The following is a 17,487-nucleotide window of genomic DNA, read 5'->3' as shown; positions in this document are numbered from 1 at the left end:
AACCGTAACAAAAACCTTCTCGTCGCCGAAAAACAACAGGAAATTTAATTACCGCAAAATACTTCATAAACTACTTTTGAAATATTTTTCAACCGAATGATAAGGATGGACTTATGAGCAATTATCAAGTAGATATCACCATTATTGGTAGTGGACCAGGTGGATATCGTGCTGCAGTTTTGGCGGCTTTACGTGGCCAAAAAGTGGCCATTATTGAAAGTGCTACCTGGGGCGGAACCTGCCTCAACCGTGGTTGTGTTCCCAAAAAAGATTGGCACGAAACGGCCAAATGGATTGAACAAAGCCGGCATTTTGCCAAACGCGGTGTCATCGGCACTGATCTGAAAGGGGACATGGCTCAAGCCTGGGAACATCAGCACCAGGTAGTCGAGTCCGTTCGCAACAGTTATGTGGATTACCTCAAACGTCTGGGGGTGCAACTGTTGGAAGGAACCGGCAGCTTTGTAGATGCCCGGCATATTAGCGTTGACGGCCCAACTGGCAGCAGCCAGATACAAACGCGGTACACAATTATTGCAACGGGATCCACCCCTGCCCTTCCCGAGGGCATCCAGACCATTCCTGGAAAAGTGCTCACCAGCGACATGCTTTATGACGACGGAGCTCCGGCGGGCAAGCGCGTTATACTGATTGGCGGCGGCGTAATCGGCACAGAGTTTGCATATATTTTTGATCAGCTGGATAAAGACGTGCAATGGCTGGTGAACTCCGCCTCACTGGCCCATACCCAATTTTCACCACAAGCCAAGGATACCCTGAAAGCCGCCCTCAACGCCTTGGATATTAAGGCCGTAGAGCATTTTCGCGTAGCACGCATTGCCGAGGATGATCAGGGCGTGACGGTTTTTGCAGAAGACGGGCAATCCGTACAGGGCGACTGGGTACTATTGGCAACCGGGCGTAAGGCTTTCACCCAGGGCCTGGGTCTGGAAAATACGGCTGTGGAACTTGATGAAAAAGGCTTTGTACAAGCAGATGAACACCTGGAAACCGCAGAACCGGGTATTTTTGCCCTTGGGGATGTAGTGGGCCCGATCATGAATGCCAATCAGGCTCTGAGCGACGCCCAAATCATCATTCACAACCTGCTCAGTGAAGAAAAACTGGAGCGGAATCCAGCCTGGGTACCGGAACTGGTTTATTCAGCGTTAGAGCTGGCGCGCATTGGCCTGGATGATGACACAGCAGAAGACCAAGGTTATGAACCAGCCGTAGGCTTCGCGGCGTTTGAAACCTCGCCAAGGGCATTGGGTCAGGATGACACAGCAGGTTTCGTGCGACTGCTCGCTGATATGGATAGTGGTGAGTTATTGGGCGGCGAAATTATTGGCCGGGATGCCGGAGAACTGATTCATCTGCTCGCCAACAGTGGCGATCGCCAAGAAGCGCTGCGCCGTATTGCCGAAATACGTGTCAACCATCCATCCCGCGCCGAAGAACTGGTCAATGCCACCGAAACACTGGCAGCCCGCTGGGGACTGGAAGAACAGATTTTTGGATCTGCGGAATCATCTGATTAGGCATCGAAACTCAGCCACTATCACCAGGGCGTGCCAAACACGCCCCATATCCCCACCAGAATGACAATAAAAGACAGCACAAGATTGGTGCTGGCCAGCATTCGCACCTGACCCAGGGCTTTGGAACCCGCCTGCCAGTCCTCATCACGTACCGCCCGGCGCAGCCGTTTGAGTGGTGCAAAATAAGTGTGCAGAACAATCATCACCATGATCGTGCCTAATACCACCATGATCCATTCGGGGATGGTCAGAGCGGCAAATCCCCCGTAGAAAACGAACACCATGCTATAACCCGTGAGCAATAACAGGAAAGCCGCGAGCAACATCCAGAAAAAGAAACGGCGCAGCAACACATGCATCAAGGCAATACGCGTACTGTTCTGCGTGATTTCTTTTTTCAGGGTCGGGGCCAGCACCATCGTCACAAAAAACAGGCCGCCAATCCAGACAATCACCGCGAGTATATGTACAAACTGCTCAATCCAGAGGGTATTCATGATTTTTTCAAATTTCCTTGCATGACTATGCTGTCCAAAAATTTCCGTGCGTCCACAAGCTCTACCGCACAAATACTATGATCCATGGGATAAATATGGGTACTGAGAGCGTACCCCAGGGATTCCATGATGTCGCGGGCAATTTCCATATATTCCAAAGGCAGAACGGTATCGGAACGACCATGCCCCCAGAAAATCGGAGTCACCTGAGCGGACTGAGGAAGCGTCTGGCGAAGCGGTAAATAGGCGCTGAAAGCCAGCACAGCTGCCGCCGGACAAGCATGATGAAAAGCCAAATAAAGCGCCATCGCCCCGCCCTGGGAAAACCCGCCCAGTATCAAGGGTTGAGTACCTGCCTGCTGCTGTTCATGCTCCATCAGCGCAGCGAGGCGAGTCGCCATGTGTTCCATTCCCGCTGCATCTTCGCCAGAATCCCGACCCAGCCCATAAATATCATACCAGGCCCGCATTGGCCGCCCGCCATTGAGAGTGACCGGACGTACTGGAGCATCGGGGAGAACCCATCGAAACTGTTTTTCCGGATCGACAAAGTCTGCGAGGGGAGCAAGGTCTTCTTTGGATGCGCCCAGGCCATGCATCAACATAATGCAGGGGGCCTCTTGCTGCGCTGCGGCTCGGATCCACAAGCCTTCGGGCCAGATATTTTCATTCAAGACCATGTGCTTCCTTCAAGGCATCCAGCTTACGATAAAGGGTGCGCTCACTGACACCCAGCCGGGCGGCCAGACTGCGTCGATCCCCGCCAAAAGCACTCCGCGCCCATCGTAAATACTGGGCCTCCAGATCAGCCAAGGGAACAATGGCATCCAAGCCGGAAATTTTGGCATGATTATCCTGTTTGGGCGGCGTGCCTTGCTCTTGCAGGGCCAGGGGCAGATGCTGGGGGAGTATCCAATGTTCATCGGCCATCAGCGCCGCGCGTTCAAGAATGTTGCGCAACTCGCGGATGTTGCCCGGAAAAGTGTATTGACCCAGCAACTGTAGAGTATCAGCGTGCAGTTGCAGCCCCTTGGCTGCCGGGATGCGCTGCAAAATGGCTGCGGCCAGCAAGGGAATATCATCCAGACGATCCCGCAACGCCGGTAAAGCAATGGGGAACGTGTTGATACGATAATAAAGATCCTGACGGAAACGCTCCTCTGCGACCATTTTTTCCAGATGACGGTGCGTTGCTGAAATCAGTCGAAACCGGGAACGAATCGGTTCAACCCCCCCTACCCTGCGAAACGTGCCGGTTTCCAGAAGCCGCAACAATTTCACCTGAAGGTTAAGAGGAATGTCACCCACTTCGTCCAGAAACAAGGTTCCCCCATTGGCGGCTTCAACCAAACCGGTTTTTCGGGAATGGGCACCCGTAAATGCGCCTTTTTCATGACCAAACAATTCGCTTTCAAAAAGTGTTTCCGGCAAACCGGAGCAATCGACGGTGATGAAGGGTCCGTGACTGAGATGACTGGCCTGATGTACCGCCGCTGCAGCCAGTTCCTTGCCGGTTCCGGATTCCCCAAGAAGGAGCACTGCCGCATCACCGGGAGCTACCCGTCGAATGAGGCGCACTACCTCCCGCCAGGCCTCCGATTGGCCGACCATAGCCGGTGTCCCATGCGTTGCGTCTGCGGGGGTCACATTCAGCAATTCAAGAAAATAAACGACTTCGGCGCGTTCATTACGAATAGGGTACAAATCAATTTGGGTATTTCCCGAGGTATGGGAATGGACTACATGCTGATCCACGCCCGTCTGCTGACAGTTGTCCAGAGGACAGTGATTACCACTTTGCTGACAGGCAAACCCCGCCTCGGCCATAATTTCCGCACAACGTCGACCCTGCAGGGGTTTGCCATCGCCAAAAGCGCGCCGGTAGGCCTGATTGGCGGCCAATACTGTATAGTCGGCGCACAAAAGTACTGCCGGAGTACTAAAACAATCCAGTAATGAAGTCATTTCCGGTCGCAATTGTTTCAGTAAATCAGTCATAAACCTCCCGCCGCAGCACCTGCGCACTGACAATTGTAGCAGTCTCTGCCAAATCGTCTATGTCATTTTTGACAGTTTACGGGTGTGAGGCTGCAGGGGCACTAGGCCTTCAGAAAAATATACCGCCCAAATTTCAAATATTACATTGAAATAATGATGTTTTTTCATAAAAAGGATATCCGCATACAAACTCCTGAAAATGGCACAGAGTTTGCTGATGCTCTGACGTCCGGTGGCAACTGACGGTGGAGCAGATGATTTTTAGACAACTATGTGATTCCCAAAAAGGCGCACTCAGTTATTTGCTGGGTGATCCCGTCACTCGGGAAGCCGTCATTATTGATCCGGTGCCTGCGCTTTTGGAAAGTTTCGCACTATTTATTCAGGAGCGGGGCCTCATCCTGACGTACATATTGCAGACCCACCATGAGGTCGAACAGATGAGTGCGGCAGAAGAGCTGAAGACGGCCACTGGGGCGCGGGTGCTGGCTCATGAAAGTAATACAAACAGTCAGATTGATCTGCGTTTGCGCCATGGCGATCGCCTTTATTTTGGCGAAGAAAGCCTGCAGGTTTTGCATACTCCCGGACAAAGTCCCTGCGCCCTCACTTACCATTGGGAGGATCGCCTGTTTACTGGAAAAACCTTATTGGTCAACAGCACCCTACCCTGCCCCAGCACAGATGATACGCGAGTACTTTATCAAAGTATTACTCAACAATTAATGACATTTCCAGGGGAAACCCTGGTATACCCCGGTCTCGAAACCAAGGAAAGACGCCTGACCAGCATTGAAGAAGTCCGCCGCAAAGACAACTGGTTCCATAACCAAAATGGACATCGGGAAATTTTTCAAAAGTATTCCCGCCTGTTCACTAATAGCACCAGCAAAAGCAGTAACGCAGTAAAAAAACCCGGATCACCTGATGAAGAGGTGCACCGTTACACGCCGGACCGGAACAACCCGGTTTCTTTGTAGGAGGATGTTCATGGATATGTTAATTAATCCCACGGTGGTCGAGCTGTCGCGTCTGCAGTTTGCGCTGACAGCCCTGTATCACTTTCTGTTTGTACCCCTGACTCTGGGCCTGTCATTTCTGCTGGCCACCATGGAGTCGGTTTATGTCATCACGGGGAAACCCATTTACAAGGAAATGACCCAGTTCTGGGGCAAGCTTTTCGCCATTAATTTTGCATTGGGTGTGGCCACGGGCCTGACCATGGAATTTGAGTTTGGTACCAACTGGTCCATGTACTCCCATTTCGTCGGAGATATTTTTGGTACGCCTCTGGCTATTGAAGGCCTGATGGCGTTTTTCATGGAATCCACCTTTGTGGGCATCATGTTTTTTGGCTGGGACCGGATCAGTGCCAAGGCCCATCTGGTCGTTACCTATCTGGTAGCGCTGGGCTCCAACCTTTCCGCATTGTGGATTCTGATCGCCAATGGCTTCATGCAGGACCCCAGAGGCGGAACCTTTGATCCCAATACCATGCGCCTGGAATTCAGCAGCTTTGTCCAGTTGATTTTTAATGAAGACGCTCAGGCAAAATTTGTCCATACCTCCATCGCCGGTTTTGTGACCGGATCCATGTTTGTCATGGGGATCAGTGCCTTCTATCTGCTCACCAACAAGCGCAAGGATATTGCCCTGCGTTCATTTCGTATTGCTGCCGTTTTCGGAGTGATTTCCACCATTGGTGTGGTGACTCTGGGCGATGCACTGGGCTTCATTGACGCCAAGGCTCAACCCATGAAAGTGGCGGCCATGGAAGCCATCTGGAATACAGACTACAACACGGCATCTGCACCCTGGAATCTGATTGCTTTCCCGGATAAGGCTGCAGGTAAAAACCTTTTTGAAATTGGTGTTCCCTATGTGCTGACGCCTCTGCTTACCCACTCGGAGGACACCGTCATCCCCGGTATTCATCAATTGGTGGATGAAGCCAAGCCCAAAGTAGTTAATGGCATCAAGGCCATGGTTGCCCTGAAAGAATATAATCATGACCACAGTAACGTGCAGGCTTTGGCGACCTTCAAACAGTATCAGACAGACATGGGCTATGGCTTTCTGGCCATGCAGTACGCCCCTGATCAGGACCTGAAAAAGGTGGATGCCAGCAATCTCGCCAGCGTCGTGGACAAAACGGCTCACGAAACGGTTCCCAATGTCTGGGTAGAATTTTGGGCATTCCGTATCATGGTGGCTTTCGGCTTTATCATGCTCGCCATTTTTGCATTTGCCGCCTATTTCAGCCTCAAAAATGAGGTGGAAAAGCATCCCCTGCTCCTGAAAGTCGCCTTATGGAGTATTCCATTACCCTGGTTTGCCTGTGAATTTGGATGGATTACGGCAGAAAATGGTCGGCAACCCTGGACGGTTTACAATATGTTGCCCACCTTTGTGTCAGCTTCCAGTCACAGCGTCGGCTACATGATTTTTTCCCTGATCGGTTTTGTACTGCTTTACAGCTCGTTCATCGCTGCAGAAATGTACCTGATGTTCAAATACGCGCGTCTTGGCCCACAAGCCAGCCATCATGGTCATGACAAGGCTCCTGCCGGGGGCGGTATGGCCGGTCAGCCCGTTTTTGCCAAGCCCAGTCTGGCCAAGAAATAAGGAGGCAACACAATGGATCTCTATATTGGACTTAAACTATTGTGGTGGGTGCTGCTGGGCGTCCTGCTCATGGGCCTTGCCATCATGGTGGGCATGGACATGGGTGTTGGTACCCTGCTGCGCTTCGTCGGCAAAAATGACGGCGAGCGCCGTCAGGCCCTGAATGTGGTGGGTCCCCATTGGGACGGTAATCAGGTCTGGTTTATTCTGGGCGGCGGGGCCATTTTTGCGGCCTGGCCAACCCTTTACGCCACTTCTTTTTCAGTTTTTTACATTGTCATGATCCTGCTGCTGTTCAGTATGATTTTACGTCCGGTGGCTTTTGAATATCGCTCCAAAGTGGCGGCCAGCAAGTGGCGGGATTCCTGGGACTGGGTTTTCCTGGTCTCCGGCTTTTTGCCCATGTTTGTTTATGGAGCAGCCATCGGTAATATTCTCGAAGGCGTCGGCTTTCATTTTGGTTGGGATGGTCAGTATTATCAGACGGAGTCCTTCATCTGGTATTTGTTGAACCCCTTTGCCATTCTAAGCGGCTTATTGGCGGTCAGCATGTCGGTATATCAGGGCGGGGCCATGTTGATGCTGCGCGGTACCGACCCCATTGCTTCCCGCGCCCGAAATTACGCCAGCACTGCAGGGATCATTGCCATTGTGCTGTTTATCATTGGTGGCTTCATGATTTCCGGCATGACGGGGTATAGCCTCATCAGCGGTGATCCGGGAATGCCCGCCAACGCCGTCAGTGGTCAGGTGGTGCATGCGGTTTCTGGTGCATGGCTGGATAATTATGCAGCACAACCCATTTTGTGGATTATCCCGTTGCTGGCCATTGCCGGGATGCTGTTCGGTGCATTGATGTTGCGTGCCAACAAACCCATCCTCGGCTGGTGGTTGGGAGCCATTGCCTGGATTGGCATTTTAGGCACGGTAGCAGCTTCCATGTTCCCTTTCCTGATGCCTTCGTCTGAGAATCTCAACCAGAGTCTGACTATCTGGAATGCTTCGGGAAGTCGTTACAACCTGATCTGGATGACCATTTTCACCGCCATTTTCGTACCCACGATTTTGGCTTATACCACCTGGTGTTTTCGGGTCATGCGCGGCAAGGTCAACCCGCCCAACCCCGCCGATGACCATGCTTATTAAGGGAGCAACCCAGTCATGAAAAATCTTTTCACTTTTGTCGGGATGGCTCTCATCATGGCGTTATCCCTGTTTCTGGCAGTCATCACTGGTGACTATGGCCCCTGGTATTTCGCCTGGTTGGTGGGTACGACCATGATTGTGCTGATCGCCGTCGCCGGTGCGGTCATGTATGAAAAACAGGATGCGGAAAGTCAGGGCAAAACCGGACGCTTACATTAAAGGAGTAAGACCATGCATCTGGAAGACTATATTTTCTTTTTACCCATTGTGTATTTTTTCATTACCGTTATCGCGTATTTTTATACACGCAAGCGGTTCTGAGTCGAGTCAGTGATCGGGACTTTGTCCCGGTCAAAAAAGCCCGGTTTATCCGGGCTTTTTTATTGTAGAAAATCAGATCACCACCTAAAAAGGGCAGTTGCCATAGGTACTTTTTGCTCCGTTGTCCCTCGCCTGTTGTTCTAAGGCTCATCCTGCTGTCAGGAGAGAACTCGCCCTGCGGGCTCAAACAGCTCTCCTGACGGGCGCAGGATTTCGCCAAGAACAACAACGGCGCAGGCCAAAAGTCGCTGCAAAGTACCTATGGCAACTGCCCTTTTTAGAACTCAACGCAAATAAATGTTTTTACCTAAACGCCGGAAGTCCTCGGCTTTTTCCTGCAAGCCCCGGGCGCGCGCTGCCTCCAGATCTTCTGCGCCTTGATTCTGGGCGTATTCCTGCAAATCCTGGGAAATTTTCATGGAGCAGAAATGCGGTCCACACATGGAACAGAAATGCGCGGCCTTGGCCCCTTCCTGGGGAAGGGTTTCATCGTGATATTCCCGGGCTTTTTCCGGGTCCAGACCCAGGTGAAACTGATCTTCCCAGCGAAATTCAAAGCGCGCCTTGGACAAGGCATTATCCCGCACCTGGGCACCCGGATGGCCCTTGGCCAGATCCGCAGCATGGGCAGCAATCTTGTAGGTAATAGCCCCTTCCCGAACATCATTTTTATCGGGTAAGCCCAGATGTTCCTTGGGGGTCACATAGCAGAGCATGGCAGTACCATACCAGCCGATCTGTGCTGCACCGATGGCACTGGTGATATGGTCATAGCCTGGAGCAATATCTGTGGTCAAGGGTCCCAAAGTATAAAACGGGGCTTCAAAACAGTGCTGCAACTCTTCGTCCATATTGGCGCGAATCATCTGCATGGGCACATGGCCGGGACCTTCAATCATCACCTGCACGTCATGCTTCCAGGCAATCTGGGTGAGCGCACCCAAAGTATGCAACTCGGCAAACTGCGCTTCATCGTTGGCATCTGCCAGACAACCTGGACGCAGGCCATCGCCCAGTGAAAAGCTGACATCATAGGTTTTCATGATTTCACAGATTTCCTCAAAATGAGTGTAGAGGAAACTTTCCTGATGATGCGCCAGACACCATTTGGCCATGATGGAACCACCCCGGGAAACAATACCCGTAAGCCGCCGGGCAGTAAGAGGCACATAACGCAGCAATACTCCGGCATGAATGGTGAAGTAATCCACGCCCTGTTCAGCTTGCTCAATCAGCGTATCGCGGTATAAGTCCCAGGTCAGATCTTCAGCTTTGCCATCGACTTTTTCGAGGGCCTGATAAATGGGTACGGTACCAATGGGAACGGGGCTGTTGCGAATAATCCATTCGCGGGTTTCATGAATATGCTTGCCGGTGGATAAATCCATCACGGTGTCGGCACCCCAACGGATGGACCAGACCATTTTTTCGACTTCTTCGGCAATGGAAGAAGTGACCGCTGAATTACCGATGTTCGCATTGATCTTTACCAGAAAATTGCGGCCGATGATCATCGGTTCCAGTTCGGGATGGTTGATATTGGCAGGGATGATGGCACGACCACGGGCAATCTCTTCACGGACGAATTCCGGGGTGACCACATCCGGAATCTGCGCTCCGAAGGATTCGCCACGATGCGCGCGAAACAGTTCGGGATGGGTGGCGCGCAATTTTTCCAGGCCCTGATTTTCACGAATAGCCACATATTCCATTTCCGGGGTGATGATTCCACGTCGTGCATAATGCATTTGGGAGACATTTGCGCCTTCTGCGGCCCGCCGGATTTCGCGGCGCTGTTGAAAACGCAAATCAGCCGTCCTGACATCAGCGAGGCGGGCCCGACCATAAGCCGAACTCGGTTCAGGACGATGCTCCAGCGGCGTCTCCATGGCAGTCCACTGCCAACGGGTAGCAGGAAGTCCCGCATGAATATCAATCTGGGTATCAGGATCAGTGAAGGGACCACTACAGTCATACACGGGAATATTCGGATTATGCTCCACCGAACCATCGCGGTTGCGGGAGTCGGTCTGCTGGATTTCACGAAGGGGAATACGTAATTCAGGATACATTTCACCGCTGAGGTAGGCCTTGCGGGAACCCGGTATGGATCCTGTGGTGACCGTGGCTTCCTGCATGTTATGGGTAATATCGGTGGGACGTGTCGCCATTGTGCTTCCTCCAAATTCCAGTGCATTGCGAAAAACATGATCGGGACACGGAAGAAGGACGCAGACAGTTGATCCTGTAGCGCTTCCCTACGCCGGCATGACCCGGATCAGGTTCCAAGGGTTCCTCTCAGCCTGCCCCCTGGCAGACGCCCCCAGCGTTGTTCAACTCATAAAGCTAAGGTATAGGCTTGATTGCTGTCAAGCGGATCATTTGTTCAGCATGCCCACAAGCAAGGACACTTATATCCCGATCAGTGCTATTATCGCGCCCATTCATTATTGCGTATTGGAGTATGCCGTGCTCAGTACCCATCAACTGACCATGCAGTTTGGTTCAAAACCATTGTTCGAGAACGTGTCCGTGGACTTCGGGGACGGCAACCGCTACGGTCTGATTGGTGCCAATGGCAGTGGCAAGACCACTCTCATGAAAATCCTGGGTGGCGACCTCGAACCCAGCGCCGGAAATGTCAGCTTGAGTAGTGGCGAACGGCTGGGCAAATTGCGCCAGGATCAGTTTGCCTTTGAAGAATATACGGTACTGGATACGGTCATGATGGGTCATGGCGAATTCTGGAAGGTGAAAATGGAGCGCGATCGCCTCTATTCCCTGACGGAAATGAATGAAGAAGATGGCATGGCGGTAGCCCACATTGAAAGTGATTTTGCCGAACTGGGCGGTTATTCGGCTGAAGCCCGAGCCGGGGAACTCCTTATTGGCGTGGGCATTCCTCTGGAGCAGCACGACGGCCTGATGTCGGGGGTGGCGCCGGGCTGGAAACTGCGCGTGCTTTTGGCCCAGGCTTTATTTGCCGATCCTGATATCCTCCTCCTGGATGAACCTACCAACAATCTGGATATTCATACTATTCAGTGGCTGGAAGAATTGCTGAGCACCATCAAAAGTACCATCATCATCATTTCCCATGACCGGCATTTTTTAAATAGTGTTTGCACCCACATGGCCGACCTGGATTACGGCGAACTGCGTGTTTATCCCGGTAATTATGATGACTACATGCGCGCATCCACGCTGGTCAAGGATCAATTACTGGCCGATAACGACAAGAAAAAGGAAAAAATGGCAGAACTGCAAAGTTTTGTCAGCCGTTTTTCGGCGAATGCCTCCAAAGCCAAACAGGCCACTTCCCGCGCCCGTCAGCTTGAAAAAATCCAGTTGGAAGAGGTCAAACCTTCCAGCCGCCAGAATCCCTATCTGGTTTTTCAGCAGGAGCGCAAGTTGTATCGTTATGCCCTGGATGCCAAAGATTTATCAAAGTCTTTCGGTGAGTTGCGCCTTTTTCAGAAGCTGCGGCTGCATATTGAAGCAGGTGAACATATTGCGATTATTGGTGCCAATGGTCTGGGGAAAACGACTTTATTGCGCTGCCTGATAGGTGAAACGGAACCGGATGCCGGGGTGATCAAATGGGCGGAAAATGTCAAAATCGGTTATTTCGCCCAGGATTATGCGCCGGAATTTGCGGAGGACATGACTCTTTTCGACTGGATGTGCCAATGGCGCAGCGAAAAAGACGATGATCAGGCTATTCGTGGGGTTCTCGGCCGTCTGCTCTTCGGTCAGGATCAGGTCGGGCGCTCCGTCAAGGTGCTGTCGGGTGGCGAAAAAGGCCGGATGTTATTTGGCAAGCTTACCCTGCAAAAACCGAATGTCCTGATTCTGGATGAACCCACCAACCATCTGGATATGGAATCCATCGAATCATTGAACAACGGGCTGGAAAAGTTCGATGGAACCCTGATTTTTGTCAGCCATGATCGCGAGTTTGTCTCTTCCCTGGCGACCCGCATTATTGAATTCACCGCTCAGGGCATTGAAGATTTCAAAGGCAGTTATGAGGATTATCTACTCAGCCAGATCAGCGTCAGCGACGCCGGGAAAAAGAGCGCCAAAAACCGATAAGCAGGAAGAGGAAACCCAGTACCAAAATTCCTCCGATCCATTTCCAGCGCACCATGTTCAGAATATTGGCCAGATGCAGGAGGCTCCCGGCTTGCGCATCCACCCCATGATGGACCGCCAGCACCGCTACGGCATTGGTTTTGAAAACCACCCCCAGATATCGCAGCACCATCAGGAGCAGGTCGAGAATGATCAGTCCGGTTCCTGCATAGATCCACCATGCCCGGGAAAGACGTGGCAACAAGTTAATGCCGCCAGCCATGCATAATTTGCAAAGCAGCACGCAACATGCGCTCGGCTTCTTCAGGCGAATCCGCTTCGCTGTAACATCGCAATTCCGGCGCATTTCCCGAAGGACGCAAGTGAATGATGGTGCCATTTTCCAGAATCACACGCACCCCGTCGGTGTAATCCAGACTGCCTGCCGGGCCTGCCACTTTTCCAAAAGTCTGGCTGAATGCTGCCAGATTCAGGACATTGTCGGTTCCCCTGAAAGCATCCAGATGCTGCTGACTCAACCGGGTAGGAAAATCCTGCAGCCGGTCACTGGCGGTAAAACGCGGGGGTAAATGGTCCAACAGTGTCGCAAGAGCAATACCTTGCTGTTTTGCCGCTGTCAGAACAGTGAGCATGGGGAGAATGGCATCACGGGTTGGGAGCGGCTGCAAGGTCTGTCCATGCTGCTGCAGGGGACTGCCCAGCAGGAATCCGCCGTTGGCTTCATAACCCACTACGGGCCCCTCACCGGCAGCGAGAGCAGCCTGCATGGCTTCAATGACATAAGGCGAACCAATGCGGGTACGGTGGACCCGCGTAAACAATCCCGATAACTCCAGCGCAGTATTACTGCTGACCGGGGTCACCACAGTTTGTGCGCCCAGGGCCCGGGCTGTAAGCACACCCAGCACATCGCCGCGCCACCAGCGCCCCGTAGTGTCCGCAATCATGGGGCGATCAGCGTCTCCATCTGTCGTCAGTAAGGCATCCAGCTGATGCTCGGCCACGGCCTGTTGGGCAAACACGGTATCTTCAGGGCGCAACGCTTCCGTATCCAATGAAACAAATTCTGCAGAACGGCCCAGTGGCAATACTTCCGCACCCATAGCGACCAAAATATCGACCAGCAGATCCCGGGCCACTCCAGAATGCTGATACACACCGAGCCGCAAGCCTGCCAGACTTTCCTTGCCAAAAAAATCCAGATATCTATTCTGGTAGTTTTGCAGATAATGCAGGTCGGCATCCGGCACCAGCGGCGGGTGCAACAAGGCACCCTGTTCGGTAAATAAATCCGCTGCAACTTGCATGTCCTGGGCGAGAATACCAGCTTCGTCGGCCTTCATCAGTTCGCCGTGCGGACGATTAAATTTGATGCCGTTACGATCGAAGGGAATATGACTGCCGGTTACCATCAACGAAGGGATTCCTGCCGAGATTCCGGCAAAAGCCAGTGCCGGCGAGGGCAGATAACCGGCAAATTGGGGTTTGCCCTCCTCTGCCAGCACCGCAGCCCAACTGGCAGTCAATATGCGTGGGGTACTGGGTCTTAAATCGCCGCCGAGAATCACTTTCTCACCGCTCTGATATTCGCCGATGTCGCGGAGATAACGAAGAAATGCCCGCACATGGATAAAAACCAGCTGATCGGTTAAATCGCTGACCAGGCCTCTTAACCCACTGGTTCCAAATGCTGCCATCTTCCTACTCCTTCGATCCTGTTCAGTGTTTACGTCATGATAACCAGATAAATGCCAAAAAGGCAGTTAGCATGGATAATTTGCACACTTTCCCAGAGGGCTACAGGCTGTGTATCATGGTCCATTAGTATTCGCAACGGATATCCAAGCAAGGCAATGCCCAATAATGACGACTGGATGAACTGGCATCGCGGCAACCAAACGCTACCCAGTCTGGACACCTATGACTACGACATCCTCCGCCAGTGGCTGGGTGACCTGGAAATCCGCAAGGCCCAGCCTTATCGACAGGCGGTCAGTCATCTCGAACGACCAACCGACACGGAGCTCAGTGCATGGGTACAAGGTAGCATCCGCAATCCTTATCATGTGGATATTCATCTTAGTCAGGGACATCTTATCAGTTTGTGCACCTGCCCCGTTGGCAGTCGCTGCAAACATGTCGCCGCCGTGTTACTGGCTTATCTGGCCCAACGTGGTAGCCCACAGCCGGTCAACAGCCCCAGGCCGCATGTGATGCAATGGCTGGGTGAACTGCGCTCACATCTGAATCCGCCACCACGCAGAATCCCCACTACCACCTATCGACTCCACTGGATTCTGGAAATTCGTGGTCATCAGCAACGTGTGCCCACCCTGCATTGTCTCAAAGCACGCCTGAACAAGCAGGGTATTTGCAGCGAACTCACGCCCTGGAGCAATTTTGAAGCGGCCCTGCGCCGTCCACCCGGTTTTCTGGATGCAGCGGATCAGATGGTCATCCGCCGTTTGCTCATTGAAGATGTTTACGCCCCCCGAAGCGGATATTTTACGCTGGGCCCACGCCATGGTAGTGCCGCTCTGGGCATGCTGGCTGCCAGTGAACGCCTGTTTATGAACAAACCCGGTTCCTCCCCATTGCGGATGGGCGATATTCGTGCGGGTAAATTACTCTGGAAAACCCTCAAGGGTACGGAACAACATCCCATTCTGGAAACCGAACCGCCCACCCAAACCTTGCTGACCCTGGACGTGCCCTGGTATCTGGATGCGGAAAATCTCGAAATCGGTCCGATTGACATCCCTATCAAACCTTCGCTGTTGAAGGACCTTCTCCAGGCACCACCTCTCAACATTCAGGAGGCCGCACTGTTAAGAAATATTCTGGAAGAATCGGCCCCCGACCTGCCTGCGCCGGTGGCCGATCCGGTGAAGGATCTTCGGGTCATTGCCGAGCCACTCCAGCCTTCTCTTTGGTGCGACACCCTGGCATTGATGGGGATGCAGGCCTACCGGGATTATCCCGGCCAATGGAGTCCCAATTGCCGGTTTGATTACGGGCAGCCGAGTTTTATCTATGGGCCCGCGCATATTGCCATTGATGATGACAGCGAAACACAGACTCTCGCCAATGGCGAAACTGTGCAGGTCCAACGCGATCGCAAGGCAGAAAAAAAAGCGCTGAAAATTTTGGCGGATACCGGCATGAAAGTCGCCAAAGCCAGTCTTTTTCATAGCCTCTCCTTGCTGCCACAGCCCATTTATGGACTGGCCAGTGAAAAAGACTGGAATACCTTCATGAATGAAGGTGTGGAGGATTTGCGCGCCGCAGGTTGGGAAGTCCACTGGCCGGATGGCTTCCGCCATCATTTTTTGCATATTGATGCCTGGGATATGCAGGTGGACGGTGAGGAAGAAGGCTGGCTCGGCCTGGATGTAGGCATCGTCGTCGAAGGCGAAAGGCTGGCGCTGGCTCCACTTTTGGGTGCGCTATTTGCCCGTGACCCACGCTGGCTGAGTCCCGGAGGCTTAACTGGCATTCCCGATGAAGAAGCTATCCATTTGCACACCCCGTCGGGAATTCCCATTCAAACCGCTGCACACCGACTCAAACCACTGGTAGGTACACTTATTGACTTGTTCAGTCTTGGCGCTTCGGGACCCATGCGTGTTTCTGCCTATGACGTCACGCGACTGGCCGAAATTACCGATAGTCAGCAATGGCGGAGTGAGGGGATGGAAGCCATTCGCAGGCTCAGTAAACGCCTCCCACAAAGTGGCGAAATACCCCCTGTAGAACCTCCCCGGGGTTTTGCCTTGCCGCTGCGCCCCTATCAGCTGGAAGGTTTAGCCTGGCTGCAGTTTCTGCGGGAGCATGATTTGGGTGGCATTTTGGCTGATGACATGGGGCTCGGCAAAACCGCCCAGACCCTCGCGCACCTATTGCTGGAAAAAGAAAACGGACGCCTGCAGAACCCCGCTCTGATTATTATGCCGACGTCGCTGATTCATAACTGGCGGGAGGAAGCGGAACGCTTTGCGCCCGATTTACGGGTGTTGTCACTGCACGGTAAGGAGCGACTGGACCTGTTTTCGGAAATACCCCGTCATGACCTGGTGCTGACCACTTACCCGCTGGTCTGGAGAGACATTGAACTACTCAAAATCCAGCAGTTTCATTTGCTGATTCTGGATGAAGCGCAGATGGTTAAAAACGCTCAAAGTCGCGCTGCCGAGGCGATTCGGGAAATACCTACCACCCATCGTCTGGCACTGACCGGAACGCCTCTGGAAAACCATCTGGGCGAGCTCTGGGCGCAGTTTGATTTTCTCCTGCCCGGTTTTATGGGTGATTTGCGCACGTTTCAAAAAATCTGGCGGGGCCCTATCGAACGCCATGGTGATGTGGAGCGTCTGGACCTGCTGGCCAAACGCGTCCGCCCCTTCATTCTGCGGCGCAAAAAAGAAGAAGTAGCACAAGAGCTTCCGGAAAAAACCATCATTATTCGTTCGGTGGATATTGAAGGGGCGCAACGTGATCTGTATGAAACCGTACGTAGTGCCATGGACGAAAGAATTCGCCAGGAAATTGCCGCAAAGGGCTTTCAGCGCAGTCAGATTGTGATTCTTGACGCCATGCTCAAATTACGTCAGGTTTGCTGCGATCCACGCCTGTTGAAAAGTGAAAAGGCCCGCAAGGTTCAGGAAAGCGCCAAACTCGCCATGCTGATGGAGATGATCCCCGAACTCCTTGCCGAAGGTCGCCAGATTCTGCTGTTCTCCCAGTTCACGGAAATGCTGGCCTTGATCAGTACACGCCTGGATAAAATGCATATTCCCTACGTACAGCTCACCGGAAATACCCAGGACCGCAAAACGCCGATTGATCGTTTTCAAAGGGGTGAGGTTTCATTATTTCTGATCAGCCTCAAGGCTGGCGGTGTTGGCCTGAACCTCACAGCAGCCGATACAGTCATTCATTACGACCCGTGGTGGAATCCCGCTGCCGAGAATCAGGCCACGGACCGTGCCCATCGCATTGGTCAGCAGCGGCGCGTATTTGTCTACAAAATGATTGTAGCGGGCAGTATTGAAGAAAAAATCCTGGCGCTGCAGGAGAGAAAAGCCATATTAGCTTCCGGGGTGCTCGATAAGGCGCGTAAGGACAAGCTGCAATTTGGCCCGGATGATCTGGCTTCCCTGCTCGCCCCGCTTCCAGAGATTCGGCGCTGAGGCTATGCTGCCGGATCCCGGTTAAAAGCTTTCCGACAAAACCGCCAGATGGCACTATAATGGGGTGCATGTAGA

Annotated in this window: 13 protein-coding genes and 1 riboswitch; of the genes, 7 read left to right on the top strand and 6 right to left on the bottom strand. The window is 52.7% G+C overall.

The features are described 5' to 3' along the window. The first annotated feature begins 113 nt into the window (after positions 1 to 113). A complete protein-coding gene (locus tag BLW97_RS06305; RefSeq protein ID WP_075322674.1) occupies positions 114 to 1,541 on the top strand; it encodes a dihydrolipoyl dehydrogenase family protein in 1,428 nt (475 codons plus the stop codon). Between the two features lie 20 nt (positions 1,542 to 1,561). On the opposite strand, the gene BLW97_RS06300 is transcribed toward BLW97_RS06305, so the two are convergent. From BLW97_RS06300 to BLW97_RS06290, 3 genes are read right to left on the bottom strand one after another with little or no spacing between them, the layout of a single operon-like run. Continuing rightward, the gene (locus BLW97_RS06300; RefSeq protein WP_010639171.1) at positions 1,562 to 2,038 is read right to left on the bottom strand and encodes a CopD family protein; all 477 of its coding nucleotides are present in this window, start codon (positions 2,036 to 2,038) and stop codon (positions 1,562 to 1,564) included. Further along, positions 2,035 to 2,718: an alpha/beta hydrolase gene (locus BLW97_RS06295; RefSeq protein WP_010639173.1), complete on the bottom strand. Its 684-nt coding sequence runs from the start codon at positions 2,716 to 2,718 to the stop codon at positions 2,035 to 2,037. Before BLW97_RS06295 ends, BLW97_RS06300 begins: the two co-directional genes overlap by 4 nt. Beyond that, positions 2,705 to 4,036 carry a sigma-54 interaction domain-containing protein gene (locus tag BLW97_RS06290; RefSeq protein ID WP_010639175.1) on the bottom strand — a complete coding sequence of 444 codons (1,332 nt, stop codon included), beginning with the start codon at positions 4,034 to 4,036 and terminating at the stop codon, positions 2,705 to 2,707. Before BLW97_RS06290 ends, BLW97_RS06295 begins: the two co-directional genes overlap by 14 nt. Positions 4,037 to 4,290: 254 nt before the next feature. Between BLW97_RS06290 and BLW97_RS19385 the strand changes: the two genes are divergently transcribed. From BLW97_RS19385 to BLW97_RS06270, 4 genes are read left to right on the top strand one after another with little or no spacing between them, the layout of a single operon-like run. Further along, positions 4,291 to 5,016: an MBL fold metallo-hydrolase gene (locus BLW97_RS19385; protein ID WP_031569680.1), complete on the top strand. Its 726-nt coding sequence runs from the start codon at positions 4,291 to 4,293 to the stop codon at positions 5,014 to 5,016. A gap of 10 nt (positions 5,017 to 5,026) precedes the next feature. Next, a complete protein-coding gene (locus BLW97_RS06280) occupies positions 5,027 to 6,661 on the top strand; it encodes a cytochrome ubiquinol oxidase subunit I (RefSeq protein WP_010639179.1) in 1,635 nt (544 codons plus the stop codon). Positions 6,662 to 6,673: 12 nt separating this feature from the next. Then, complete coding sequence (gene cydB, locus BLW97_RS06275; protein ID WP_024894271.1) at positions 6,674 to 7,807, top strand: cytochrome d ubiquinol oxidase subunit II; 1,134 nt, start codon at positions 6,674 to 6,676, stop codon at positions 7,805 to 7,807. A gap of 15 nt (positions 7,808 to 7,822) precedes the next feature. After that, positions 7,823 to 8,026: a cytochrome bd oxidase small subunit, CydX/CbdX family gene (locus tag BLW97_RS06270; RefSeq protein WP_075322673.1), complete on the top strand. Its 204-nt coding sequence runs from the start codon at positions 7,823 to 7,825 to the stop codon at positions 8,024 to 8,026. A 386-nt stretch (positions 8,027 to 8,412) separates the two neighbouring features. Here the strand turns inward: BLW97_RS06270 and thiC are convergent, their stop codons facing one another. Next, the gene (thiC, locus tag BLW97_RS06265) at positions 8,413 to 10,299 is read right to left on the bottom strand and encodes a phosphomethylpyrimidine synthase ThiC (RefSeq protein ID WP_075322672.1); all 1,887 of its coding nucleotides are present in this window, start codon (positions 10,297 to 10,299) and stop codon (positions 8,413 to 8,415) included. Between the two features lie 67 nt (positions 10,300 to 10,366). Then, positions 10,367 to 10,463: riboswitch (TPP riboswitch) on the bottom strand. 56 nt (positions 10,464 to 10,519) lie between these two features. Here thiC and BLW97_RS06260 point away from each other — a divergent pair. Continuing rightward, the gene (locus BLW97_RS06260) at positions 10,520 to 12,223 is read left to right on the top strand and encodes an ABC-F family ATPase (protein ID WP_423230361.1); all 1,704 of its coding nucleotides are present in this window, start codon (positions 10,520 to 10,522) and stop codon (positions 12,221 to 12,223) included. Here the strand turns inward: BLW97_RS06260 and BLW97_RS06255 are convergent. Together BLW97_RS06255 and BLW97_RS06250 are read right to left on the bottom strand one after the other, a co-directional pair. Beyond that, positions 12,186 to 12,467: a hypothetical protein gene (locus tag BLW97_RS06255; protein ID WP_235180064.1), complete on the bottom strand. Its 282-nt coding sequence runs from the start codon at positions 12,465 to 12,467 to the stop codon at positions 12,186 to 12,188. The two genes, BLW97_RS06260 and BLW97_RS06255, sit on opposite strands and share 38 nt — an antisense overlap. A 1-nt stretch (position 12,468) precedes the next feature. Next, the gene (locus tag BLW97_RS06250; RefSeq protein WP_075322671.1) at positions 12,469 to 13,920 is read right to left on the bottom strand and encodes a phosphomannomutase; all 1,452 of its coding nucleotides are present in this window, start codon (positions 13,918 to 13,920) and stop codon (positions 12,469 to 12,471) included. Positions 13,921 to 14,076: 156 nt separating this feature from the next. Here BLW97_RS06250 and BLW97_RS06245 point away from each other — a divergent pair, with 156 nt between their 5' ends. Then, complete coding sequence (locus BLW97_RS06245) at positions 14,077 to 17,412, top strand: DEAD/DEAH box helicase (protein ID WP_075322670.1); 3,336 nt, start codon at positions 14,077 to 14,079, stop codon at positions 17,410 to 17,412. Positions 17,413 to 17,487: the final 75 nt, after the last annotated feature.

Source organism: Acidithiobacillus albertensis (assembly GCF_001931655.1).
GTDB lineage: Bacteria > Pseudomonadota > Gammaproteobacteria > Acidithiobacillales > Acidithiobacillaceae > Acidithiobacillus > Acidithiobacillus thiooxidans.
This window is presented reverse-complemented; position numbering and strand designations above follow the sequence as displayed.

Coding starts and splice junctions, on each gene's coding strand:
- BLW97_RS06305 (WP_075322674.1), top strand. CDS start 114: ATGAGCAATTATCAAGTAGATATCACCATTATTGGTAGTGGACCAGGT.
- BLW97_RS06300 (WP_010639171.1), bottom strand. CDS start 2,038: ATGAATACCCTCTGGATTGAGCAGTTTGTACATATACTCGCGGTGATT.
- BLW97_RS06295 (WP_010639173.1), bottom strand. CDS start 2,718: ATGGTCTTGAATGAAAATATCTGGCCCGAAGGCTTGTGGATCCGAGCC.
- BLW97_RS06290 (WP_010639175.1), bottom strand. CDS start 4,036: ATGACTGATTTACTGAAACAATTGCGACCGGAAATGACTTCATTACTG.
- BLW97_RS19385 (WP_031569680.1), top strand. CDS start 4,291: ATGATTTTTAGACAACTATGTGATTCCCAAAAAGGCGCACTCAGTTAT.
- BLW97_RS06280 (WP_010639179.1), top strand. CDS start 5,027: ATGGATATGTTAATTAATCCCACGGTGGTCGAGCTGTCGCGTCTGCAG.
- cydB (WP_024894271.1), top strand. CDS start 6,674: ATGGATCTCTATATTGGACTTAAACTATTGTGGTGGGTGCTGCTGGGC.
- BLW97_RS06270 (WP_075322673.1), top strand. CDS start 7,823: ATGAAAAATCTTTTCACTTTTGTCGGGATGGCTCTCATCATGGCGTTA.
- thiC (WP_075322672.1), bottom strand. CDS start 10,299: ATGGCGACACGTCCCACCGATATTACCCATAACATGCAGGAAGCCACG.
- BLW97_RS06260 (WP_423230361.1), top strand. CDS start 10,520: ATGCCCACAAGCAAGGACACTTATATCCCGATCAGTGCTATTATCGCG.
- BLW97_RS06250 (WP_075322671.1), bottom strand. CDS start 13,920: ATGGCAGCATTTGGAACCAGTGGGTTAAGAGGCCTGGTCAGCGATTTA.
- BLW97_RS06245 (WP_075322670.1), top strand. CDS start 14,077: ATGCCCAATAATGACGACTGGATGAACTGGCATCGCGGCAACCAAACG.